A 23459-nucleotide genomic window follows, 5' to 3' on the forward strand; every position below is an offset into this window, starting at 1 on the left:
GAATTTAAATGATAGGTGCTCTTTGGAATGGAATGTCTGGAATTATTGCTTACGATAAGGGTATATCCGTTGAATCTAATAATGCTGCAAATATAAGTACTGTTGGGCATAAAAGAGACTCTATAACTTTTGAAGATATTTTATACTCTTATGATTATGGAAAAGGTGTAAACACACAAAGTATATCAAAAGATTTTGAACAAGGAAATATTCGACCTACGAATTCAAATATTGATGTTGCAATAGACGGAAAAGGTTTTTTTATTGTACAAGATAAATCTGGACAAAATTTTTACACAAGAGCGGGAAATTTTATTCAGGCAGAAGATGGTTTTTTAAAAACTCAGGATAATTTAAATGTTATGGGGCTTATTCCTCAACAAAAAAGAGTAATTTCTTCTAACCCAGCTGAAAATATTTTTACAGATGATTATATTAAAAATCTTAGCTCAATAACTGTTAATTCTAATACTACGGCTTATAATATCAATGCTAGAGCGACAAATTATATCAATAGTGCACAAAGTGATTTAATGGCACAAAGTGGAGATAACTATAAAACATCTGGAACAAAAATAAGTGATGTTGAAGCGACTTTATCTGATTATAATCAAAAACTAAAGCTTTTTCAAACAAGCCCTAATGCAACATCAACTCCTTCAACAAATCAAATATCTAAAATAGATTATTCAAATGTTTTAAGCGATTTAAATAACGAGAATGATTTTATAAGTGTTACTATTGATAATAATGTGGTTAGACAAAATTTTGATACAGATTTAGCCACAACACTAAAAAAACTTTCTGATAAAGTTTCAAATTTAGAGGGTTTTTCTTCTATAGTTGATGCCACAACAGGTGTTTTTACAATAGAAAAATTAGTTCCAGGAAAAGAGTTTAAAGTTTATGATGCAATAGTAAATAATAATAATACTCTAAGTCAAGTTAACACTACAAAAGCTCAAGATGCAAAACAAGGAAGTGGTTTAGCTATGATTGAGTCATCAAGAGATGCTTTAAAAAAAGCTTTAGAAAGGGCTGATGCAAAATTTTTAGAAGTTACAAATATTTTATCATATGGTGCAAATTTAGGATTTACTGCTAGTGGAATAAATACAAGATTGGATGCACAAACTTTGGTGAAAGATGCAAAGGGAGATATAACTATAAGTGATGATGGATTCGTTTTTGTTGGAATAGAAGGAAATAAATTTTTAGTTGGGAAAATAGGAACAGCAAATTTTAAAAATGAAGATGGTTTAAAGGCTGAAGGGAATAATCTTTATTCAGCTACAAAAGAATCTGGACCAGCAACAAATGCTGATAATACAAATAAACTTATATCAAATTTTTTGGAAAATGCAAATGTGAATATGGGTGATACTTTAAGTATGTTAATGATTTATCAAAAAGCTTTTGAAGCAAATTCAAAATCAATTACAACATCAGATGAATTTTTACAAACAGCAATGAATATGATTAAGTAAGTTTATATTTTTGTATTAAAAATTTAATATAAAGATATGAACTTTAAGTTCATTTACCTTAAAACAAAGGATATACCATGATCGGTGCACTATGGACAGGGATCTCAGGATTGTCTTCACATCAAAAAGCATTGGATAATGAATCTAATAATATAGCAAACGTAAATACAGTAGGTTATAAATCGTCAAGAATTTCTTTTGCAGATCAAATGTATCAAAGTAAAATAGGGAAAGGGTCTATTGTACAAGATGCAGAGAAGTTGTATGTTCAAGGGAATACAAAAATAACTGGTGTAGAGTATGATATGATGCTAGAAGGGGATGGATTTTTTACAGTAGTAAATAAAAATACATTGGGAACAGCAGAGTCATTTTATACAAGAGCTGGGAACTTTAGAATGGGTGATAATGGAACTTTGCAAGATGCAGGGGGAAATGAAGTACAAGGTTGGATAATGGCTCCAATAGATACTTCTACTGATGTAACTAGTACAAATCCAAATACAAGTGTTTTTACAAATATATATAATAAAATGCTTGGCTCAAAAATAATAAGACATGGAACTTATGTAGAAACTGTAACAGCAAAAGCAACAGATTATAACCTTACAGCAAAATCTGATTCCACAACAGTGTTTAGTGGAGATGGAGCAAAAAGTAAATCTTCAAAAGTTGCAGATATAGAGAATGCAATAAAAGATTATAATAATTGGCTGCAAAAATTAAAAGAAGAACCAGATGCAAGCTCAGCAAACTCATTGGCACAAGTATCACAAATAGATTTTAAATCAGGTACGGATTCAATAATAGGAAAAGATGGAGATAGGATTTATGCAGTAATAGATGGACAAACAATATCAACAAATTTTATAGTAACAAATGCAACACAACAATTTAGAGAAGATCTTTGGAAACAACTAACTAATAATGGAACTAGTACTGCTCCAGCAATTGCTGAAGGTTTAGTTGACCCAACAACTGGAACACCAGCAGGTTCAAATTTAACTCCAGCAGAAATAGCAGCTTATGATAGAGCTGCAGGAAAAATAGAAACTTATAAAGCATTAGCTGATTTAATATCAAATAGATTACCTGTAGAAGCTACAATGGCAATAGATGCTGCAGAAATAGGAACATTTAATACAAATACAGCCTATAAAAGCTCAACAAATTATAAAGATATGTTAAAAGGGATAATCCAAATAAAATCTTTGATTCCAGGACAAGAGTTTAAAATAACAGAAGTTGCAGAACAAAGTGGGACAAAGATAGCACAAGGTAATTATCAATCAACAGCAATAGCAACAAAAGGTTCAGGTATAGCTGCAGTTCAAACATCAAAGGATGCATTATCAAAACTAATTTCAGGTAAACAACAAGATGTTTATACTCAAAGTGAATTAGGTATTGGGACAAGTGAAAAGTTAGAATATTCAATAACAATTTATGATAAAGAATTAGGAATAAATCTACCAATTCCAAATACTGGAGCAAACCCACCTGTAGCTGCTCCCGTAGAGGTTGTTCCAACTGCACCAGCAACAACTTTAACTCTAGAAGATATTATTACTAAGCTTAATGCTGATGCAACATTGAATAAATATGTTGAAGCTAGAAATGTAAATGGGAATTTAGTAATTCAAACAAAAAATGATAACTATGATGTTGAATTTACTGGTAACCTTGAAATTACAGCACCAACTCCTAAAGTAGTTGAAGCAAACAAAGACTACTCAGGAAGAGAGGGAGCTGGTGCTGAGTTTCTAGAAATAGTTACAAAAGTAGATCAGATGGCTTCAAAAGGAAGTATTCAATTAAGACTTGATACTTTAAATATCTCTGATTCTCCTTTTGGTGAATTTTCAGTAGATAATACAGGTCTTATAACTATGAAACAAGATGGAGCTGAATTTGCTATAGGACAAGTTGCAATTGCAAGATTTAATAATAATAGAGGATTAAATCCTGAAGGTAATAATCTATATGGAAAAACAACTCAATCAGGAGATCCAATTTATAATATAAATAATAATAAAACAGCAGAAGTAAGAGGGAAAGCCTTAGAACTATCAAATGCTGATTTAAGTGAGAGCTTGGTAAATCTTATGATTTTCCAAAGAGCATTTGAAGCAAATGCAAAATCTATTACAACTTCTGATGAGTTATTAAACACACTTATTAACTTAAAAAGATAGTTAAAAAATTAATAGAGGAAAAAATTCCTCTATTAAAAAATTATTTTAGGAAAAGATTTTTGGAGAATTTTTTATTAATATCAGTATTGGGTATATTGTTACTATACTTTTTTTCAACAGCAAGTATTTATAAATCTTTGTATAAAAAAGTAAATGAAGAAAAAAATATAATTCAAGAAGATATGGCAAGATTAGAAAGTATCATTGATAGATATGAAAAGCAAGTAAAAATTAGTGCAAATACTTTAAAAAACAGTCAGGGAAATCTTGAAGTTGCAAGAAATGACCTTCAAGAATTAAGAATAGAAAATATAAATTTAAAAAATAGAGTTGATGAACTAGAAAAAAGAAATGAAGAGTTATATGCTCAAGTAAATGTTATGGTTTAAATTGAGATAATCATGAAATTTGTATATAAAATAGTTTTAAGTTTTTTCTTATTAATAAATATTTTATATGCAAATAATGATTTAATAGAGTCTCAGCCTGAGATTTTATTTCAATTCGAAAAACTAAAAAAATCTCAAGAAAATTTAGCATTACAAGTTGATTTTAATAAAGCAGTACTTCATTTAAATAGAAAAGAGTATGAAGAAGCTATAAGACTTTTTTTAAAAACGGCAAAAATTCTAGAAGTTCCTTCTTATCTTAATATGGGAATTGCTTATTTTAAATTAAATCAAGTAGATAAAGCAATTTTGTATTTAAATAAAATCCATGAAAATGAGAGTATCGCAAAAAATCAAAGTTATTCTTATTTATCGGCTTGTTATTATCTTTATTCTATTTCTAAAGATAATAAATACCTAGATACTATAGTAAGAGTTGCAAGAAAAGATAAAAATTTATCTAGTAATTCAAAAAGAATGCTTGCAGATACTTATGTGATTTTGAAAGATTATGAAGCTGCATTGGAAGTTCTAGGCACAATAGATTTTAATGTTGATCTTAAAAAAGCACTTTTAAATATTAAACTAAAGAACTATGAAAAAGCATCTTTATTATTAAATCAAGCAAAAGAAAAAACGCAAAATCCAAATACTATTGATAAAATTTTATGGATAAGTGCTTTTGTTGATTTGAAGTTAAATAGGCTGGATAAATTAAAAGAAACTTTAGATTTAATTAATAATAGAAAACTGACGTTTAAAGCAAATATAGAATTACCTTTAGAGATGTATTTTAATAAAAACAAGTTTACATCAGCTGAATATCTAAATTCTGTATTATCTTTTGATAGCAATAGAAAAGTTGATTTTCTTTTTTATTTTGCTCCTTTTGTTTTTTCCGATTCTCAAGAAATTATTTATGATAGTATAAAAGGTTTTATCTATAATGATAAAGATAATATCTTAAATTTAGAAGGAATGGTTGAATACAATGCAAAATTTTTAGCTCTAGTAAAAGGTGATCCTATTTTAAGAGTTGTAAAATTAAAAGAGATGTTAAAAGATGATACAAAATCTTATATTTATTATAATTTAGCACTTTCTTATGCACAAATAAATGATTATAATAATGCTTACAAATATTTTGAAAAAGCTTATAAATTAAATCCTGGGAATAAATTGTATTTAGCATTATATCTAGTTTCAGCAAATAAGATAAATGCAACTATAAAAGACAGAGAATATATAGAAAATTCTATGAAATCTGATAGTGGAATGTATAATTATTTTGGTAAAGAAATTTATAAGCAATTTGTTAATTCAGAATTTGTATTTACAAATAAAGCAGAAAATTTTGAAAATACTATATTTTTTCAAGCTTTAGATTTCTTAAAAGCTATGGATGAGAAAAAAAATTTATTATCACATCCTCTTTTGAATGAATATATAAAAGATCCATTTACTCTTTTAATAAGATTAGTACAAAGAAAACCTAAAGAGAATGATTTTGATTATTATGCTAGGCTTCAAGATACGATACCACTTACTTTGAATAATTATTTTTTAGAAGGACCATTAGTTGTTACAAAATATTATGTAGATATCTTAAAATCTTTAGGGATATTTAATAAAGCTGATATGAAAATAGTTGGTGGAAAATCTCCATCATATTTAAGAACAAAAGCTATTAGAGATCTTCATTATAACCTTCCAAATGAAACAATTAAAACATTAGAATATTTACAAAATGAGTATAATTTAGAAGATAAGTATACTATGTATTTAATTGTAGCTGCACTATTAGAGGCTGGAAGATATAATGATGCTTCAATTCAAATAACTCTTATAAAATCTTTATTGAATGATCAAGATGCAGACTTTTTAACTGCAATTCAATTAATTCAAGATTTGAAAATTTTTAGTGCTAAACAATTTTTAAATAAACCATATTTAGATTCTTTAATAGATTTTAGATTAGTTGGTTTTGATGAGTACTTAGAATCTTTATAAAATAACTAATTTATTTAATAATTTTTGGATATAATAATTTACAATCGTTACTTGGAGGTTTATCATGCAAATTGGAAAAATACCTGATATTGATAATGCAAAAGAGAATGTGATACAAAAAAATCAGAAATTATCGGAAACTAAAGAAGAATCAAAATTAATAGATAAAGATGAATATAAAAAAGCTTTATCTACTAATGTAGCTAATAAAAGTGAAGTTATTATTGATAATATTACATTTGGATATAACAAAGAATCAAAAGATTTTTTTGTAAAAGTAACTAGAGGGGATGTAGAGCTAAAATTCCCAACAGAAGATATGATGAGATTAAAAGCTTATTTGTTAGAAGAACTTGAAAAAAATAATAGTATATAAGGTAAGAAATTGGCATCAGATTTATCAAATATTTTAAAAGATGAATTAGCAAACACTTTAGAACAGCTACTTGGTAAGAAAGCAAAAGTTGATAGTGTAAACTCTTTTGATTCTTTAAAGTTTCAAGGGCAACAAGCAATATTATGTGAAGTGAAATTTGATTTTAAAAATGATTCATCTTCAATTAAATTTTTCATACCTACTAAAACAGCTGCAAATTTTGAATTTTTGATGTTAGGTGGAATGGGAGATTTAAAAGAAAATTTAGATGATGAAACCTTAGACGCATTAAATGAGATAGTGTCAAATATTTGTGGAAGCTTTTGTACAGTTACTAATGCTCAAGGTTTTTCTGATATAGGAAAAGTAAAATTTGATATAAAAAATAAAGAAATTACTGAAATAAGCTTAATACCAACGACAAATAGCTTTGAATTGAATGTTATGTTGGATGGGGAAAGTAATCCATTAGTAATATCTTTTTCTCCAGAGATTGCTTCATATTTTTCACAAATCACTGGAGCTACTAAAAAAACTATAGTTGAAGAAGAACCTAAAATAAAAGCACAAACTTTAGCACCAACAGCTCATAGTTCAGTACAATTTGTACCAAAGAATTTAGAACTTTTACAAAGTGTAAAATTAAAATTAAGTGTACGACTTGGAACAAAAGTAGTTTTACTAAAAGATATCTTAAGATGGGATGTTGGAGAAATTATAGAGCTTGAACAAATGGTAAATGAACCATTAGAAGTCTTGGTTAATGGTGTAAAGATTGGTGAAGGTGAAGCAGTTATTGTTGAAGGAAAATTTGGATTAAAAATTAAAAAAATTGGTAATGAAGAATTAAAATTTGCTCAAATAGGATTATAAAATGGAAATAAATAGTAGCAATTTAGTAAACAAAGATATTTTAAATACTAAGAAGTTTGATAATTTAAATGTTGATGAAATAAAAGATGAAGAGAAGTTAAGAGAAATTAGCAATGATTTTGAATCTTTTTTTATAAATCAAATTATGGATGTGTCTTTAAGAAGTAGTAATATTGCTGGAGAAGAAGTAGGTTCTGATATTGTAAAAAGCATGTATATTCAAGCAATTGCAGATAAATCATCTGGAACTTTTGGAATTAGTGATATGCTTTTTGACTTTTTAAGTAAAAATAATAAGTAAGGATGTCTATGATAAATGATGTTGTTGCAAAAATGAATTTAAAAATAGATAACTTAAAAAAGCTTATTAATGAGGATATTTCTGATATAAAAGAGGCAAATCACGAAACTCTTTTAAAAAGAAATGAATTAAAACAAACTTTAATTGATGATATTATTTTTTGTAAATCAGAGTTAAATAAAGAGTTAGTATTAGAAATTCAAAAAGGTGTAGATGTAAATATTTATAGAGCAAAAGTTGATGAATTAGAAAATAATATTAAAAGTTTATATGAGCTAAATAGAAAATTATCAGCTATTGTTTTACCTATACAAAATATGTATAAAGAGTTAGTAAATGAGTTCAGTAGTGTAAATGGAGGAAGAATATTTGATATTAAAGCTTAGTTTTCTAACTATATTATTAAATATTTCGCTGTTTGCTGTTAGTGTTGTGATGACAAAGGAACCTATTAAGTTAGACGAGCAAATAGTTGCTTCAAAATTAAAAGTTCAAAATGTACCTAGCGTTAATAAGGCTTGTGAACCTATAGGGCTGAATGACATAAAAAATGAAATTTATGTAGCAACTCATTATATAAACAAAAATACTATAATCTGTAAAAAAGATATAAAAAGATTTCAAGATGAAACAATAATTTTTAGTTTTGGTGGACTTCAAATAGAAAAAAAAGGTAAAATAATCTATGAAAACAATGAGTTTATTAGATTTAAAAATCTTGATGGAACAGTTGAGCAAATATACAAAGATGGAAGATTAAAATGAATATGCTCTCTTTTTTAGGTGAAACTCCTACTATTGCTTTAGCACTTGCACAAAAAGAGTGTGGAGAGGATGCAATAGTTTTATCAACTAAAAAAGTATCAAATGCACTTGAAAATGGGCAAGATATGTATGAAATTGTTGTAGCAATTGAGGACAATTTTAAGAAAAAAGAGACAAAAGAAAAACCAATAGTTATCAAAAAAAGTGTTGAAACTTATGGTGGTGCAAAAACATATGATTTTAAAGAAGAGATTTTAAAAATGCAATCTGCTTTAGAACAAGTACAAAAATCTCTTTGGAATCCAAAAAGCCAATTATATGATTTGACAATTCCTCCTGAATTTGCATCTATGTATAATATTTTTGAGCAAAATGAATTTGATGCCGAAATGACTTATACTATTATGAAAAAAACTATAAAGCAACTACCTTTAGCATTTAAATCAAATCCAAAGAAAATTGATGATTTTTTTAGATTGATTCTAAGAAGAGTTATTCCTATAAAACATGAAGTTCCATTAAGAAGATTTCAAAGAAAAGTTATCATGATGGTTGGGCCAACAGGAGTTGGAAAAACGACAACAATTTCAAAATTAGCTGCTAGATATGCATATAAACTAGGACAAAATTATAAAGTTGGTGTAATAACATTAGATTCTTATAGAGTTGGTGCTATTGAACAACTTCAAGCATATACAAATATTATGAGACTTCCTTTGGAAATAGTTAGAAATCCTGAGGATTTTGCAGAGGCTCTTTTAAGATTAAAAGATTGTAACTATATTTTTATAGATACAGCTGGTTCTAGTCAATATGATATTGATAAAATAGAGCTTATAAATGAATATCAAAAGAGAGTTGAAGAATTAAATATTGAAAAAATATTGGTACTTCCAGCAAATGTAAAATATAGTGATTTATTAGAAATTTATAAAACTTATTCTAGATTGGATATAGATTATTTAACATTTACAAAATTAGATGAAACTAAAAGTTTTGGTAATTTAATATCATTTGCATATAAAACAAAGAAATCAATTACATATTTTTCAATAGGACAAAATGTTCCTGATGATTTGATTGTATCTGATTCAAATTTTTTAATAGATTGTTTTATGAATAATAAGTGCGTGAGAAGATAAAAGTTGTATAATAATGTTTCTTTACAAGCAAGTAAGCTTGTAGAACTTGCAAATGGAGTAAAAAAAAACTCTTATAGAACCAAACTTATAACAATAACATCTGGAAAAGGTGGTGTTGGGAAATCTACAATTACATCAAATTTAGCATTTTTGTTGAGTAAAAAAGGTTATAAAGTTGCCGTGTTAGATGCAGATATTGGTTTGGCAAATTTGCAAGTTTTATTTGATGTAAAACCTCGAAATAGCTTTTTTGATTATATAGAAGGAAAAAGTAGATTAGAAGATACTATAACAAAAACTTCATATGAAAATATCTATTTATTTGCTGGAATTAGCTCTTTTGAATATAGTTCATTTAAAAATAGTTTTGTCTTTTCAAATTTTATAAAAGATATTTTAGCTTTGGATAGTTTTGATTTTTTATTAGTTGATACAGGTGCTGGATTAAATGATTATGTAAAAGAGTTTCTTGCAATTTCTGATAATATAGTTGCTATTACTTCAACTGATCCTAGTGCTTTAACTGATGTTTATGCTTTAATAAAGATGCTTTCATTAAATAAATCAAAGTTGATGTTATGTTTTAATCATACAAAAAGTTATCAAATTGGAGAGACTATTAGTAACTCTTTAATAACTTTAGGTAAAAAGAATAGTCTAAAAGCAGATTTTATGGTAAAATATTTAGGAAATATTTCAAGTTGTACAAATGTTGCAACTACGAGTCGGCTTAGAAAAATTTTTGCAAATGAGTTTGCAAATGATGAGGTTACTCTACAAATGGAATTGGTGCTTAGAAGTTTATTACTAAATATAGGATGAAGGTTAGTTTTGCTAAAAAATATTTATTATTATCTTTGCATTGTTGGTAAAAAATGGTAATAGAACGATTTTCACAAAATTTGATGAATAGTGGCTTATTTAAAACATATATTGCTACTGGATTTTTTGCAACATTACTTTTTTTTCTATTTAATTCAGAGCTATTTACGCCAATAGAGATGTTAGTGGGTATTATTTTTATAACTCTTCTTTTAAAAGGTTTGAGTAATATTATGATATCATTAATAATAAGTTTATTTAGTTTAGAAAATAAAAGAAAAGAGTTTGATTTCAAATATAATGAAGATAAGATAAATGCAATGCTAAATGAGCTTGTAGTAAAAGATATTATTGATTCAAATAGTAAAGATAGTAAACAACAATAGGATATAAAATGAATGTATCATCGATTATAAATTCTTTAAATGATGTTAAGTTAGATCAATCAAATAAAATAGCACAGCCTTTATCAGGTAATACAAAATCTTTCCAAGAGTTATTAAATAATTCGTTAAATGAATTAAATGATGAACAAATAGAAGGATACAATGCAATGCAAGGAATTGCAACAGGTAAAGTTACTAATCTTCAAGAAGCAGTTCAAAGAATTGAAGAAGCAGAACTTTCTTTGAAATTAGCGTTAGAAGTTAAAAATAAAGCAATAAATGCTTATAAAGAAATTACAAGAATGCAAATCTAATAAAAGGGGCATATTATGGGTTTTTTTGATGGTTATAATGTCTCAAGTTCAGGAATGTCAGCTCAAAGAACAAGAATAAATGTTGTAAGTGCAAATATTGCAAATGCAAAAACTACTCATACGGCTGAAGGTGGTCCATATAAAAAGCAACAGGTTGTTTTTCAGGATATCTTACTTGCTAATTCTAATCAAAAAGCAAACTCAAATGATGTTGAAGCTACAAATGATAAAAATTCTGATATTGCATTAAGAGGAGTTGGTGTTAAATCTATAATCCAAAGTGATGCAAAACCAGTTTTAAGATATGACCCAACTCATCCAGATGCAAATCCCGAAGGATATGTTGCTTATCCTGATATTAATCCAGTTATAGAAATGGTTGATTTAATAGAAGCTATGAGATCTTATGAGGCAAATGTTAGTGCATTTAACACTCATAAAGCAATTGATTCTAAAACATTAGACATCTTAAATGCGTAAAAGAGTGTGAAATGCAAGCAATAGATATTTTTACACCAGAAGGATCTTCTCTTGAGAGTGGAACTTCTCTTTTAGGTGGACAAAAAGAAGAGAAAAATGGTCCTTCTCTTTTTGATTCTATATTAAAAAGTAGTATAGATTCAAAAAACTTAAATTCAACAGGTGAAGAAGTCATCTCAGATTCATTAAAAGTAGCAAATACAATGGAAAATAATCTTACTACGACATCAGGTATGGGTTCACTTTTAGATAAATTAATAATCAGTGCAAAGGAGACCATAAGTCAAAATGGCGCAGAAACTATAAGTAATGAAATCTCAAGTGATCAATTAGATAATGTAGATTTAAAAGATAAAACTAAATTTGTTGATACATTAAAAAATATTATACAAACAAATTCAACTGTATCTGTAGATGAATCAGTAATAGAATCAGAAGTAAATGTAGTAGAAGCTGAGACATCAACTTCTCTTTTAGATAAATTAGTAAGTGATGCAAAAAAAGATATTTTTGATAGTGATGTTGTTAAAACAAATTCAATTGAAACTACAAGTAATCAAAATGTAGAATCAGATGTAAAAGTAGTAGAAACGGGGACATCAATATCTCTTCTAGATAGATTAGTAAGTGATGTAAAAAAAGATATTTTAGATAGTGATACTGTTAAAATAAATTCAACTATACCTATGGAAGAGCTATCTAGTAGTTTAAAAATAGAATCAGAAGTAAAATTAGTAGAAGAGAGTACGCCTACATCTCTTTTAGATAAATTAATAAGTGATGCAAAAAATAAAATTATTGAAGATAAAAATAATTTAAAAGAACAAAATATTAAAAATGTAGAAACTTCTGTAGTGAAAAATTTGACAGAAGAATTAGTTGTAACTAATATTAGTGAAAGTAATATAACTCTAGATGAATCTAATAATATTATTAAAAGTGAAAATTCTGATATAGAGAATGTATTTATAAATAATCTTTCAAAAGAAATCATCGGAGGTTTAGAAAATAAAAATCCAGAAAATAACGATTTAGAAGCGACCCTTATTGAAAAAGCAGTTGATAAACCAAAATCTCTTATGGATGCTTTGATTCAGAATAGTGTGAAAAAACAAGAAGAGTTTTTGGCTAAAAATTCTGATTTAACTAACGTTGATGTAAAACAAAAAGAAATAGTTTCAAGTATATATTTAAGTGAACAAAAAAATCAATTAAATACCCAACTTAATTTTAATAAATCAGAAGCTTTGAATCTTTTAAAGGATGGTGCAAGTTTAGATGATATTAAAAAAAGTGCATCTATTTTAGATTTAGGTTTAGAAGAAGTAGATGTTGAAAAAGCTTTGAGTTTAGATGATGTTATTAAGAAAAATAGTTTAAGAGATTTAAATGATAGAAAACAAATTTTAGATACTTTATTAAATGAAAAAAATATTAGAAGTGTTGATGTAAAAAATTTGATAACAAAGTCAGTAGAGGCAAGTTCAGCTTTACTTGAGAATAAATTAAATTTTGTTGAAGATAGTGTTTTAAATGTTAACTCTCCTTTGTCATTTAATATTCAAACGAAAATAATTGGTGCTAGACAACAAATGTCAAATATGATGTCTGATATTGCAAAACAGATGTATGAAAATTATAGACCTCCCGTTACAGTATTTAGAATTAATCTTAATCCTGAAAACTTAGGAAGTATTGCAATTATGATGAAGAGTGAGAAAAATAGTGATGTTTCTATTAGTATGAGTGTTTCAAGTCAGGCTACTTTGGATGCATTAGTTGAAAATCAAAATTTACTAAGAAACTCTTTAGTTAAAACTTTTGAAGAAAATACAAAATTTAATCTTGATTTTAGTTCACAAGAGAGAAATCAAAATAATCAAGATCAGCAAAAACAAGAAGACCATAAAAATCAGGATGAATATATAGATACAACAACTATTTTAAAGTTACAAGAAGAGAATAAAGAAATTGATGATAAATTCGACTATATGTAAATGGAAGCTTTATTATCTTTATTAAACGAAACTGTTTTATTTCAGTTTTTACTTCTATTTGCTAGAGTTGTCTCTTTTATGGCTTTCATGCCAGTTTTTGGGCATGCTGCTGTAAGTCCAAGAATAAGAGTCTCTTTAGCTCTATTTTTTACATTTTTTATATATCCTTTAGTTGATATTCAAAGTAATATAAATCAGGATAATTTTATACTGGCTCTTTTTTCAGAGATTACTTTAGGTTTAGTTGCTTCGATGTTTGTAAATATAATTTTTTCAGCAGTAAGAGTTATTGGAGAGTTTGTTGAATATTCAACTGCTTTATCGATGGCATCTATGTTTGATCCAACAACCGGTTCGCAAGAGGGTTTAGTCGCAAAAATGTTGTTTTGGATAGCAATAGTACTGTTTTTTCAAACAGGAATGTATGAAATGACTTTGGTTATACTGGTAAAAAGTTTTTCAGTTATACATCTAGGAACTTTTGATATCTTTTCATATAATGGAATCCAGTTGGCTATTGATGAAGTAAAAAGAATGTTTACTTTTGCTTTTGCTTTTGCTTTACCTCTATTTTTTATAGGTTTTATAATGGATGTATATTATGGATATGGTACAAAATCCATGCCAGCTTTCTCACCTTTCATTATAACTTTTCAGCTTAAATTTGCATTGATTTTTATTTTTTTGATTTTAGGAATGGAAATTTTTGCAGATGCTTTTACACAATATTTTATAGATAAATTTCAATAGGAACTTAAGTCATGGCTGATGATGAAGAAAAAACTGAAGAACCCACATCCAAAAAGATAGAAGATGCAAAAAAGGAAGGAAATGTAGGTAAATCTACAGAAGTTGTCGGTGCAGCTGTACTTCTTTTTGGCTCAGTTTATATACTGTTTTTTTCAACATTTTCATTAATGGAAATAAAGAAATTAATGCTATATTCTTATAGTTTTATTGGTGAAGAGATGAATGATAATGTTTATTATACAATAGTTTATTCTGTTGGTATTACACTTTTAAAATCTTTAGCCCCACTGTTTATATTAGTTTTTATTTTGGTGCTTGCAGGTAATTGGATGCAATTTGGTTTTATTTCTGTCCCTTTAAAATTTGATTTACAAAAATTAAATCCAATAAAAGGTTTACAAAATATTTTTAGTTTTAAAAAACTTTTAGAAGCTTTAAAATTAACTGCAAAATTAACAATTATTGTTGCTGTTATGTTTTTACTTTTTTCTTTAACCTACAAAGATATTTTATATATGATGAATCAGGATACTAATTCAACTTTAAAAAGTATAGTTGATTTGAGTATTTACTTCATTTTAACAATTCTTTTTATTATTATTATTTTTGCTATAATGGATTTCTACTTTACTAAGTTTTATTATATGAAGTCTTTAAAAATGAGTAAACAAGAGATTAAAGATGAGTATAAAAATATGGAGGGAGATCCTCAAGTAAAGGGAAGAATACGAAGAATTCAGATGCAAATGGCGCAAAAGAGAATGATGAGTAATGTTCCTAGTGCAGATGTTATTATTACAAATCCAACACACTATGCTGTTGCTTTGAGTTATGATAATGAAAAGAATAAAGCTCCTGTTGTTGTTGCAAAAGGAATAGATTTTATAGCTATTAGAATAAAAGAAGTTGCGAGAGAAAATGATATTCCTATAATTGAAAACCCAGCACTTGCAAGAAGTTTATTTGAACAAATTGATTTAGATAGAGAAATTCCAAATGATTTTTATAAAGCTATGGCAGAGATTTTCTCTTATGTTTATGAATTAAAAAGAAAAAGGTAAAGTTTGAAAATATTATTAGTTTTGTTTATTTTTTTAAATATATTAAATGCTCAAAAAGATTTTTATTATAGTTTTATTGATTCTAACGGGAAACAAATTTCAGAAGAGACGAAGCAGACAATAAAAGATGGATTTGATATTATAGAAAATATAAAATACCTTGCAAGAAATGACAAAATAGATGAAGCATTTACACAAATTAAAGAGTTAAAAGAGAAAAATAAACTTAAAATCTTAACTTCTGATATTATTATTTTATATTCTGAATTAGTCTTAAAAAAAGACAATAAACGACTTCTTCTAGAAGCTTCTGATGATTTAGAAAAAGCAATAAATTCTTCACAAATAAATGAAGAAGATTTATCAAATGCATATATGCTTTTAGTTGATTTAAAATTAGCAATAAATAAAACAAGTGATGCAAAATATTTTGCGCAAATAATAATTGACAATTTTGATAATCCTCTTACTAAAACTTATGGAAAAATAGCTTTAGCTAAAGTTTATAAACATCAAAAAGATTATAAAAGATCAGCTTCCTCTTTATATGAAATCTTATCTACAACAAAAGATAAAACTATTGCTACACTTGTGGCCGATGAACTTTTTGATGTTTATATATTAGAAGGTGATGTTGCAAAAGCAAGTAATTTAATAAGTCAAGTTTTAAAAACTAATGTTGAATTTTATGCTGTTGATACTTACTTAGCAAATAAAAAAATAAATAAACTTTTAAAAGCAAATATGCCTGAATATGCTGCTGAAATATTAATTGAATTATTAAATACAACTACAAAAGAAGAGCAAATAGAAAGTTATAAGTATAAATTAGCAAATACTTATATGCGAATGTATGATAAAACAAATTACTATTTAGAGAAAGCAAAAGAGCTTTACAAAGAAATTATAAATGATTATGAAAATGGATTATATTCAAAAAGTTCTTCTATTTATTTAGATGAAATTTTAATGAGACAAGGTTCTATTGCACCATCAGTGATTGCAGAAAAATATCAAGATAGCGAAGAGATGCAGCAAAAAGCTTTAATGCAAGAATTAATGATTGATAAAAGAGATAAAAAATATGAAAACATTTTAAAAATGCAAGGTGTTTATAGAAAGATCTCAAATGATGTTGCAAAAAGATTTGGTTATAAAAATATGGATGAAGTATTTAGTGAAATTGATTTAGAGATAATTAAAGACAAAATTAAAGATTCTGAGTGTTCAGAATTAAGTCAAATTTTACAAAATGCTAGCAATGAAACATATTCTAAAATAGTAGAGGATGAAGCTTTAAAATATAGCTTTTTTGAATGTATGGTAGAGACTTCAAATGAAAAAGCTTATTATCAGTTAAAAGAGATATTTAATACAAATAAAGATGCAAATATATATTTATATTTAGAAAGAATGGCTTTAGCCCTTAATAAATTAGATGAGGCATTAGATTTTTCAGCAAAAGTTGAAATGACAAATGATAAAAAAGTTTTGGCAAGTGAATTTATAGTTAGATATCAGATAAATAAAGCAAACAATAATCCAAATTCAATGGAGAAGTTTTTTATATATGCAGACTATAATCCAGATTTTATTAAGCAAAGTGAAATAAATCCTTCAATTATAGATTTTTATCATGATTATTATTTATATTTGATATCTAAAGGTCAAGAAAAAAAAGCTAATGAAATGTTAGAAAAACTGTATTTAAAGCAAAAAGATTATAAAGCATTTGTTTATTCTCCTTTTGTTGAAATAGAGTTAGCAAAAATAGCAAAAGATAATAACAATAAACAAAAAGCTCTAGATTTATTGTTGAGCGGTTTAAGTAATGCTAGAAAAATGGCTCCAAATGATGAAGTTAAGATTTATTATGATGTGTTGATTTTATATGATAACTTGGGAAATAAAAATAAAAAAACTGAATATTTGAATAAATGTAAAGCTGTAGAAAATACAACAGATAGTTTATATAAAAAAATGTGTGATGAGATGAAATGAATATAGATGATATTTTAAATAAAATAGATCCTACAAATCTTACAATTGCTTTTGGAAAGATTACAAATATATCAGCAATAACTTTGACAGGTACAGGATTAGAAGTTGCTGTTGGAGATATTGTGAGAATTGAATCTGTTCAAAAAATTTATACCGTTTTAGGAATGGTAACAACAATTGATGGAGCTTTTTTTACAATAGTACCTTTTTCATTTATTGACGGATTTAAGATAAATGATAAAATCTTCTTACAAAGAGACGGACTTACTGTAAAGTGTGGATATGGACTTTTAGGAAGAGTTGTAAATGCTTTAGGAGAGCCAATTGATGACAAAGGCAAGATAAGAGATATTGAGGGATATACTTCTATAAACAAATTATCCATGCCACCCTTAGAAAGAGGAATTATTGATAAAAAATTTGCAACGGGAGTAAAACCCATTGATGCAATGCTTACATGTGGAAAAGGTCAAAAAGTAGGTATCTTTGCAGGAAGTGGAGTAGGAAAGTCAACTTTAATGGGGATGATTGTAAAAGGTTGTGAAGCTCAAATAAAAGTTGTTGCACTAATTGGAGAAAGGGGAAGAGAAATTCCAGAATTTATTCATTACAATCTTGGTGGAAATTTAGATAATACTGTACTTGTAACTGCAACTTCTGATGAATCTGCTTTGATGAGAAAATATGGAGCTTTTACTGCTATGAGTATTGCCGAGTATTTTAGAGATAAAGGACATGATGTTCTTTTGATGATGGATAGTGTTACAAGATTTGCTATGGCTCAAAGAGAAATAGGATTAAGTACTGGAGAACCGCCTGTAAGTAGGGGATATCCTCCTTCAGTTTTTGCTCTTTTACCTCAATTAATGGAAAGAGCTGGAAACAATCAATTAGGCTCAATTACAGCATTTTTTACCGTTTTAGTTGATGGAGATGATTTAAATGATCCTATTGCAGATCAAAGTAGGTCCATTTTAGATGGACATATTGTTCTTACAAGAGATTTAACAGAACAAGGATTTTATCCTCCTGTAAACATATTAAAATCAGCTTCTAGGGTTATGGACAAGGTTGTTACAAAAGATCAATATAATGACTTTTTAAAGTTAAAAAGAGTATTATCATTGATAAAAGAGAATGAAGTTTTAGTAAGAGTTGGTGCATACAAACCGGGTATGGATTTAGAATTAGATGCAGCAATGTCCAAAAAAGAGAAAATTAGAGAGTTCTTAACACAAGACTCTCAAGAAGTAGTACCTTATGAAGATATGCTGACTAGATTTAAAAAGGCTTTAGAATGATTAGTCAAGTTGAACAAACAATATACAGATTAAATAACCTTGATAAGACTCAGCAAAAACTAAATTATCAACTTAGTACAAAGCAACAGCTTGAAAATGGAAGTGATGATTCTGTTTTATTTGGAAGAATAACTTCAGCACAAGATAAAGTTAGAACTTTTGAAGGTATTAAAACAATAGTTGAAAGAACAAAAGTTCAAAATGATATGTCAGATTCGAGTTTAAAAGAAGCAAAAAATCTTCTGACATTTATAAAATCAGAGCTTATGAAAGCAAATACTGATACAACAGGTGATGATGGTCTTAAGTCTATAGCTGTTGTACTAGCTGGAACTAGAGAGAATTTATTAACTCTTGCTAATACTCAAGTTGAAGGAGAATATCTTTTTTCTGGAAGTGATTCTTCAAAAAAACCTTTTGTGGAAGTAAATGGAAAAATTTCTTATGTGGGAGATAATAAATTAAGAAGAGTAGCAGTAGAAGAGGGCTCTTATAGAGATAGAGGTGTAAATGGTTTTGATGCTATGATGTATAGTTCTTCTGTTGCATATAAAGGTAATGATTTGATATTTACTGAAACTGATAGAATCTTAGACCAAGATGGAAATGAGTGGAAATTAGATATGAATTCAGCTACTCCCCCAAGTCCAGCTTTACCTTTAACTCTTAGAAAATATGATTTGGATGGTAATTCAACAATTAATACGATAACTCCTGTAACATTTGATGGGACAACAAATACTTATACTATTACAACACCAAGTGATGTAGGTACAAAGTTTGAGGCTAAAACTAGTATTTTTGATTTAATGAATAGTGTTATTAATACTTTAAATATGGTTGATGAGGTTGGTAATCCAATATCAAGAGATATAGTAAGGGATAATTTAGCAAAACAAATAGATGCTATTGATCAATCTTTTGATGATATGAATATTACTCATGCTGATTTAGGAGCAAAAAACAAAGTTTTTGAAACAGCTTTAGAATCAATTGATTCTAAATTAGTTCAATATAAAAAACTTGAAGAAGCACTCAGTTCTGCAGATTTAACTGAAGTTGCAATCCAGATAAAAGCTTTAGAACTAACATATACAGCAATGTATTCAACAGTTGCAAGAACTAATGAGTTATCATTAGTTAATTTTATGAAATAAAAAAAGATTTAAGTAATTTATGAAGTTTGATTTTAGGAGCATTTTCTCTAGAGACTTAATAGCTGTAGGATTGTTTTTAGCAATACTTGCTATTATTATTGTTCCTTTAAATCAAACTGCAATTGACTTTTTTATATCACTTTCACTAGCAATCTCATTTCTTATACTTTTAATTTCTTTATATATCCAAAAACCTGCGGATTTAACCACATTTCCAACTTTACTTTTAATATTGGTTATATTTAGACTTGCTTTAAGTATTGCAACAACCAGGTCTATCTTATCTGAAGGACATAATGGACCAGATGCAGTAAGTACTATTATTTCTGCATTTGGGGAGTTTGTTGTTGGTGGAAATATGGTTATAGGTGTTATTATTTTTATAATATTAGTACTTATAAATTTTATGGTTATCACAAAAGGTGCAACAAGGGTAGCTGAAGTTACTGCAAGATTTACACTTGACTCTATGCCTGGTAAACAAATGGCTATTGATGCAGATTTAAATGCCGGATTTATTGACGATAAAGAAGCACAAGAAAGAAGAAAAGCATTAATTACAGAAGCAAACTTTTATGGAGCTATGGATGGATCTTCAAAGTTTGTTAAAGGTGATGCTATTGCTGGTATTATTATTACGATTGTAAATATTGTTGGAGGGCTTTTAGTTGGAATTTTTCAACATGATTTAGATATAGCAGAAGCTGGAGAAATTTATACAATTCTTACTATTGGGGATGGATTAGTTGCACAAATTCCTGCTTTATTAACTTCAACAGCAACAGCAATTATAATCACTAGGTCAAATACAGACGAGGAAAAATTTGCTTCTAAAGCTGTTAATCAGCTTATTAAAGATAGTAAATCTTTAATTTTAGTTGGTATAGGATTGATACTATTTGGTTTTGTTCCAGGGTTCCCAACAGGAATCTTAACTACTATGGGTGTTATGATGATGGCTATGGGATATACAATAGTTATGATTGAAAAAGGAGAAGATAACGCTGTTACAAGGTTCTTTAGATCAAAAGATGCAAAAGTTAAAGTTCCTGCAAAACCTGAAGAACTAAGAGAGAAGAAAAAAGCTGCTGCTATTCCTGATGAAACTCAAAATATTGAGAATATTATGAGATTAGAAGTTCTTGAATTAAAACTTGGAATTAGACTTTTACAACTTGTTCAGGGTAATTCAGAGCTTCTAGATAAAATTAAAGCTATTAGAAAGACAATTGCAGCGGAATTAGGATTTATTATTCCTCAAATTAGAATTTCTGATGATTCAACTTTAGGTGCAAACGAATATGTGTTTAATTTAAAAAGAATACCGATTGCAAAAGGTAAAGTAGAAGTTGATAAGTTACTTGCTATGGGAGGCTTTGGTGAAAGTTTAGCAGGACAAAAGGTGAAAGAGCCAGTATTTAATATTGATGCTATTTGGATAAATCCTGATCAAAAAGATGATGCTTTAATGAAAGGCTTTACGGTTGTAGATGTTCCTTCGATTATATCAACACATATTTCTGAGATTATTAGAAGACATGCTGAAGATATCATAACTAGACAAGATATAGTAGATATTATAGATAGATTGAAAAAGGATTTCCCAATTGTTGTAGAAGAGGCTATGAAAGTTACTTCTTATGGAAGCTTATTAAAAGTTTGTAAAGACTTGTTACATGAAAAAATACCAATCGTAGATATGTTAACAATTGTCGAAGCAGTTGCAGATATTGCACAATTTACGAAAGCTCCTGAAATATTATTAGAACATGTAAGATCAAAATTATATAGACTAATTACACAAAAATTTAAAGATACAGATGGTATTTTACATATTATAACAATAAAACCAGAATTAGAACAGCAGTTTATTAGTAAACTTCAAGAACACCATGGGGTTTCTCAGCTGATGTTGTCTATTTCTGAAATAAATAATCTTGTAACAAAAACAAAACAACTTTTAGATGATGTTGAGAAAAAAGGATTTACAAAAATATCTATGGTTGTTGATCCAGTTTTAAGAAAACGAATTTCAGAAATATATGAAAAATTTGGTCTTTCTATTCCAGTTTTATCTCATGCAGAACTTGATTCTAAAGCTAACTTTGCTATTGAAGGTACTTTAGAATTCTAATTTTTAATAGTTTTTATTTGATTAAAAACTATTTTATTAACTTAACTTTCGCACCTAAAACCAAGTAGTTTTCCAGTCACATCTCTTAATAGATCGATTATTGCTGTAAAATCCTCATTTCTATTGACAACTTCTTCAATTTTTGCAATCTCATCTAAAATAGCTAAAAATGCTTGCATAGCAATTGCCAAGGTGTGAAGTTCACATTCTAGATCTTTAAACAATCCACCAATAGTTTTTGGTTCATTACTGATACGATTTATATAGCTAACAACATTGTATGTAAAAAATGAGAGTGTTATGCGAGCAATAAGTGCTTCATAAATTCGATTTTCTTCTTTACCAAACCCAAAGTGTTCACGAAGTTCTTTATACCCTTGTTCTATATCCCATCGTCGTTTGTAAATATCGATAATTTCTTCATCACTCAAGTCTAAGTTTGTAGATACAATAGGGATGAGATTCTCTTTGGTTTTTATAAAAACAATTTTTAATTTTCCTGCTTTTTTATGTTCAACTATGACCCCGAAGTATTCAAACTTTATCTTTTTGCCATATTGACCCATCTTAATAGTTTTAAGCTTTTTAAACTTGTTATAGATACCATCAAGAGTTTTTTTCTCCCCTGTGAAGTTCCAGATTCTATCATTGTTTACCATTCTTGAAATAACTTGCAATCCTAGCTCATTCATTGTTTCTATAAACACAGGTTTAGAATACCAACTATCCACAAGCAGATAATCTGCATATATACCACTAGCTACTGCTCTTTTAATCATCTCTATAGCAATTTGTGATTTCCCTTTTAAGCTTTCCAATCTTCGCTTATGTGCATTGGTTCGATGATCAATAATATTTGTAAACTCTTCTATCTTTACCCTTGCATAATTATTCATAGCAATTGCAAAGTCCAACATAAAATTTGAATAACCATCACTATAGTTTAGTGATACAACATTTACACCTCTGATTTTTCTCTTTGCTTTATTGCTCCAAAGGTTGTCACAACTTCCCTCTATATTTTTACCAACTTTATCTTCAACAGTATCATCAAGTATAAGAACTCTTACTAGCTTTGCATCTTGTACTTTATGAAGCAGTGATAAAATCTTTAAAGAACTAAGTGATAATAGTTTTCTCCAGTTGTAGTGAGCATTAGCAAGTAGTCTGTAATAGACATCTTTTTTAAAGCTATCATTACTCTGATCCATAAAAGTTGATATTTTTTTATTCATAACTAGCATATATACAAAGTGTAATACAACCATATGAACAGCAACTCCCTCTTTTTTAGAAAAATTGCTCTTTGTTAAAATCGTTTTCATATTTAATAGTCGCAATGTTTCATAAATTGGATTCTTTAGTTTGTCGTTTATGATGCTTATTATCTTAGATTCTATCTGCATTCTTACCCTTTAATATAATAGATATTATATCTAAAAGTTCCTATTTAAGGGCTTTATTGAGAGTTCAAAATAGAAAAATATCATAGAAAAACAACTAAATTATTTTTATGTC

The 23459-nt window shown here is 27.6% G+C and carries 22 protein-coding genes; 21 read left to right on the plus strand and 1 reads right to left on the minus strand.

Going from position 1 to position 23459, the window contains the following annotated elements; translation table 11 throughout:
- The first annotated feature begins 8 nt into the window (after positions 1-8).
- From ACBT_RS03200 to flhA, 21 genes are all read left to right on the plus strand, one after another.
- Entirely contained in the window at positions 9-1487 is a 1479-nt protein-coding gene (locus ACBT_RS03200; RefSeq protein ID WP_024775512.1) for a flagellar hook-basal body complex protein, read from the plus strand.
- A gap of 77 nt (positions 1488-1564) precedes the next feature.
- The gene (locus ACBT_RS03205; RefSeq protein ID WP_024775511.1) at positions 1565-3682 is read left to right on the plus strand and encodes a flagellar hook-basal body complex protein; all 2118 of its coding nucleotides are present in this window, start codon (positions 1565-1567) and stop codon (positions 3680-3682) included.
- 59 nt (positions 3683-3741) lie between these two features.
- A complete protein-coding gene (locus ACBT_RS03210) occupies positions 3742-4071 on the plus strand; it encodes a hypothetical protein (protein WP_024775510.1) in 330 nt (109 codons plus the stop codon).
- Between the two features lie 12 nt (positions 4072-4083).
- A complete protein-coding gene (locus ACBT_RS03215; protein WP_024775509.1) occupies positions 4084-6081 on the plus strand; it encodes a tetratricopeptide repeat protein in 1998 nt (665 codons plus the stop codon).
- 64 nt (positions 6082-6145) lie between these two features.
- Positions 6146-6457: a hypothetical protein gene (locus ACBT_RS03220; RefSeq protein ID WP_024775508.1), complete on the plus strand. Its 312-nt coding sequence runs from the start codon at positions 6146-6148 to the stop codon at positions 6455-6457.
- Between the two features lie 9 nt (positions 6458-6466).
- Positions 6467-7330 carry a FliM/FliN family flagellar motor switch protein gene (locus tag ACBT_RS03225; protein ID WP_024775507.1) on the plus strand — a complete coding sequence of 288 codons (864 nt, stop codon included), beginning with the start codon at positions 6467-6469 and terminating at the stop codon, positions 7328-7330.
- A 1-nt stretch (position 7331) separates the two neighbouring features.
- A complete protein-coding gene (locus ACBT_RS03230; RefSeq protein ID WP_024775506.1) occupies positions 7332-7631 on the plus strand; it encodes a hypothetical protein in 300 nt (99 codons plus the stop codon).
- A gap of 8 nt (positions 7632-7639) precedes the next feature.
- Positions 7640-8017 (plus strand): hypothetical protein, encoded by a 378-nt coding sequence (locus tag ACBT_RS03235; RefSeq protein WP_024775505.1) that lies wholly within the window; start codon positions 7640-7642, stop codon positions 8015-8017.
- Positions 8001-8396, plus strand: coding sequence for a hypothetical protein (locus tag ACBT_RS03240; protein ID WP_024775504.1), 396 nt, complete (start codon positions 8001-8003; stop codon positions 8394-8396). The genes ACBT_RS03235 and ACBT_RS03240 overlap by 17 nt, the downstream gene beginning before the upstream one ends.
- Entirely contained in the window at positions 8393-9538 is a 1146-nt protein-coding gene (gene flhF / locus ACBT_RS03245; RefSeq protein ID WP_024775503.1) for a flagellar biosynthesis protein FlhF, read from the plus strand. Before ACBT_RS03240 ends, flhF begins: the two co-directional genes overlap by 4 nt.
- A gap of 3 nt (positions 9539-9541) precedes the next feature.
- Positions 9542-10360 (plus strand): P-loop NTPase, encoded by an 819-nt coding sequence (locus tag ACBT_RS03250; protein WP_024775502.1) that lies wholly within the window; start codon positions 9542-9544, stop codon positions 10358-10360.
- A 53-nt stretch (positions 10361-10413) separates the two neighbouring features.
- Positions 10414-10746 carry a hypothetical protein gene (locus tag ACBT_RS03255; protein ID WP_024775501.1) on the plus strand — a complete coding sequence of 111 codons (333 nt, stop codon included), beginning with the start codon at positions 10414-10416 and terminating at the stop codon, positions 10744-10746.
- An 8-nt stretch (positions 10747-10754) separates the two neighbouring features.
- Positions 10755-11060, plus strand: a complete 306-nt coding sequence (gene fliE, locus ACBT_RS03260; RefSeq protein ID WP_034218681.1) for a flagellar hook-basal body complex protein FliE — start codon at positions 10755-10757, stop codon at positions 11058-11060.
- 15 nt (positions 11061-11075) lie between these two features.
- A complete protein-coding gene (gene flgC, locus ACBT_RS03265; protein ID WP_024775499.1) occupies positions 11076-11540 on the plus strand; it encodes a flagellar basal body rod protein FlgC in 465 nt (154 codons plus the stop codon).
- A gap of 11 nt (positions 11541-11551) precedes the next feature.
- The gene (gene fliK / locus ACBT_RS03270; RefSeq protein ID WP_024775498.1) at positions 11552-13537 is read left to right on the plus strand and encodes a flagellar hook-length control protein FliK; all 1986 of its coding nucleotides are present in this window, start codon (positions 11552-11554) and stop codon (positions 13535-13537) included.
- On the plus strand, positions 13538-14287 hold the full coding sequence (locus ACBT_RS03275; RefSeq protein ID WP_024775497.1) for a flagellar biosynthetic protein FliR: 750 nt from the start codon (positions 13538-13540) through the stop codon (positions 14285-14287). It abuts the gene before it with no gap.
- An 11-nt stretch (positions 14288-14298) separates the two neighbouring features.
- Positions 14299-15348 (plus strand): flagellar biosynthesis protein FlhB, encoded by a 1050-nt coding sequence (flhB, locus tag ACBT_RS03280; RefSeq protein WP_024775496.1) that lies wholly within the window; start codon positions 14299-14301, stop codon positions 15346-15348.
- Between the two features lie 3 nt (positions 15349-15351).
- On the plus strand, positions 15352-17349 hold the full coding sequence (locus ACBT_RS03285) for a tetratricopeptide repeat protein (RefSeq protein ID WP_024775495.1): 1998 nt from the start codon (positions 15352-15354) through the stop codon (positions 17347-17349).
- Entirely contained in the window at positions 17346-18650 is a 1305-nt protein-coding gene (gene fliI, locus ACBT_RS03290) for a flagellar protein export ATPase FliI (protein WP_024775494.1), read from the plus strand. Before ACBT_RS03285 ends, fliI begins: the two co-directional genes overlap by 4 nt.
- Entirely contained in the window at positions 18647-19807 is a 1161-nt protein-coding gene (gene flgL, locus ACBT_RS03295) for a flagellar hook-associated protein FlgL (protein ID WP_024775493.1), read from the plus strand. The genes fliI and flgL overlap by 4 nt, the downstream gene beginning before the upstream one ends.
- Positions 19808-19826: 19 nt before the next feature.
- Entirely contained in the window at positions 19827-21941 is a 2115-nt protein-coding gene (gene flhA / locus ACBT_RS03300; protein ID WP_024775492.1) for a flagellar biosynthesis protein FlhA, read from the plus strand.
- A 41-nt stretch (positions 21942-21982) separates the two neighbouring features.
- Here the strand turns inward: flhA and ACBT_RS03305 are convergent, their stop codons facing one another.
- Positions 21983-23347: an IS4 family transposase gene (locus tag ACBT_RS03305; protein WP_024774758.1), complete on the minus strand. Its 1365-nt coding sequence runs from the start codon at positions 23345-23347 to the stop codon at positions 21983-21985.
- Between the last annotated feature and the right edge of the window lie 112 nt (positions 23348-23459).

The organism is Aliarcobacter cibarius, assembly GCF_013372265.1.
Lineage (GTDB): Bacteria > Campylobacterota > Campylobacteria > Campylobacterales > Arcobacteraceae > Aliarcobacter > Aliarcobacter cibarius.

What these genes read in the sequence shown, in the direction of transcription:
- ACBT_RS03275 (WP_024775497.1), top strand. Translation starts at nt 13,538, where the DNA reads ATGGAAGCTTTATTATCTTTATTAAACGAAACTGTTTTATTTCAGTTT.
- ACBT_RS03215 (WP_024775509.1), top strand. Translation starts at nt 4,084, where the DNA reads ATGAAATTTGTATATAAAATAGTTTTAAGTTTTTTCTTATTAATAAAT.
- flgC (WP_024775499.1), top strand. Translation starts at nt 11,076, where the DNA reads ATGGGTTTTTTTGATGGTTATAATGTCTCAAGTTCAGGAATGTCAGCT.
- ACBT_RS03230 (WP_024775506.1), top strand. Translation starts at nt 7,332, where the DNA reads ATGGAAATAAATAGTAGCAATTTAGTAAACAAAGATATTTTAAATACT.
- ACBT_RS03305 (WP_024774758.1), bottom strand. Translation starts at nt 23,347, where the DNA reads ATGCAGATAGAATCTAAGATAATAAGCATCATAAACGACAAACTAAAG.
- fliK (WP_024775498.1), top strand. Translation starts at nt 11,552, where the DNA reads ATGCAAGCAATAGATATTTTTACACCAGAAGGATCTTCTCTTGAGAGT.
- flhA (WP_024775492.1), top strand. Translation starts at nt 19,827, where the DNA reads ATGAAGTTTGATTTTAGGAGCATTTTCTCTAGAGACTTAATAGCTGTA.
- ACBT_RS03205 (WP_024775511.1), top strand. Translation starts at nt 1,565, where the DNA reads ATGATCGGTGCACTATGGACAGGGATCTCAGGATTGTCTTCACATCAA.
- flhB (WP_024775496.1), top strand. Translation starts at nt 14,299, where the DNA reads ATGGCTGATGATGAAGAAAAAACTGAAGAACCCACATCCAAAAAGATA.
- fliI (WP_024775494.1), top strand. Translation starts at nt 17,346, where the DNA reads ATGAATATAGATGATATTTTAAATAAAATAGATCCTACAAATCTTACA.
- ACBT_RS03220 (WP_024775508.1), top strand. Translation starts at nt 6,146, where the DNA reads ATGCAAATTGGAAAAATACCTGATATTGATAATGCAAAAGAGAATGTG.
- ACBT_RS03200 (WP_024775512.1), top strand. Translation starts at nt 9, where the DNA reads ATGATAGGTGCTCTTTGGAATGGAATGTCTGGAATTATTGCTTACGAT.
- ACBT_RS03235 (WP_024775505.1), top strand. Translation starts at nt 7,640, where the DNA reads ATGATAAATGATGTTGTTGCAAAAATGAATTTAAAAATAGATAACTTA.
- ACBT_RS03255 (WP_024775501.1), top strand. Translation starts at nt 10,414, where the DNA reads ATGGTAATAGAACGATTTTCACAAAATTTGATGAATAGTGGCTTATTT.
- fliE (WP_034218681.1), top strand. Translation starts at nt 10,755, where the DNA reads ATGAATGTATCATCGATTATAAATTCTTTAAATGATGTTAAGTTAGAT.
- flhF (WP_024775503.1), top strand. Translation starts at nt 8,393, where the DNA reads ATGAATATGCTCTCTTTTTTAGGTGAAACTCCTACTATTGCTTTAGCA.
- flgL (WP_024775493.1), top strand. Translation starts at nt 18,647, where the DNA reads ATGATTAGTCAAGTTGAACAAACAATATACAGATTAAATAACCTTGAT.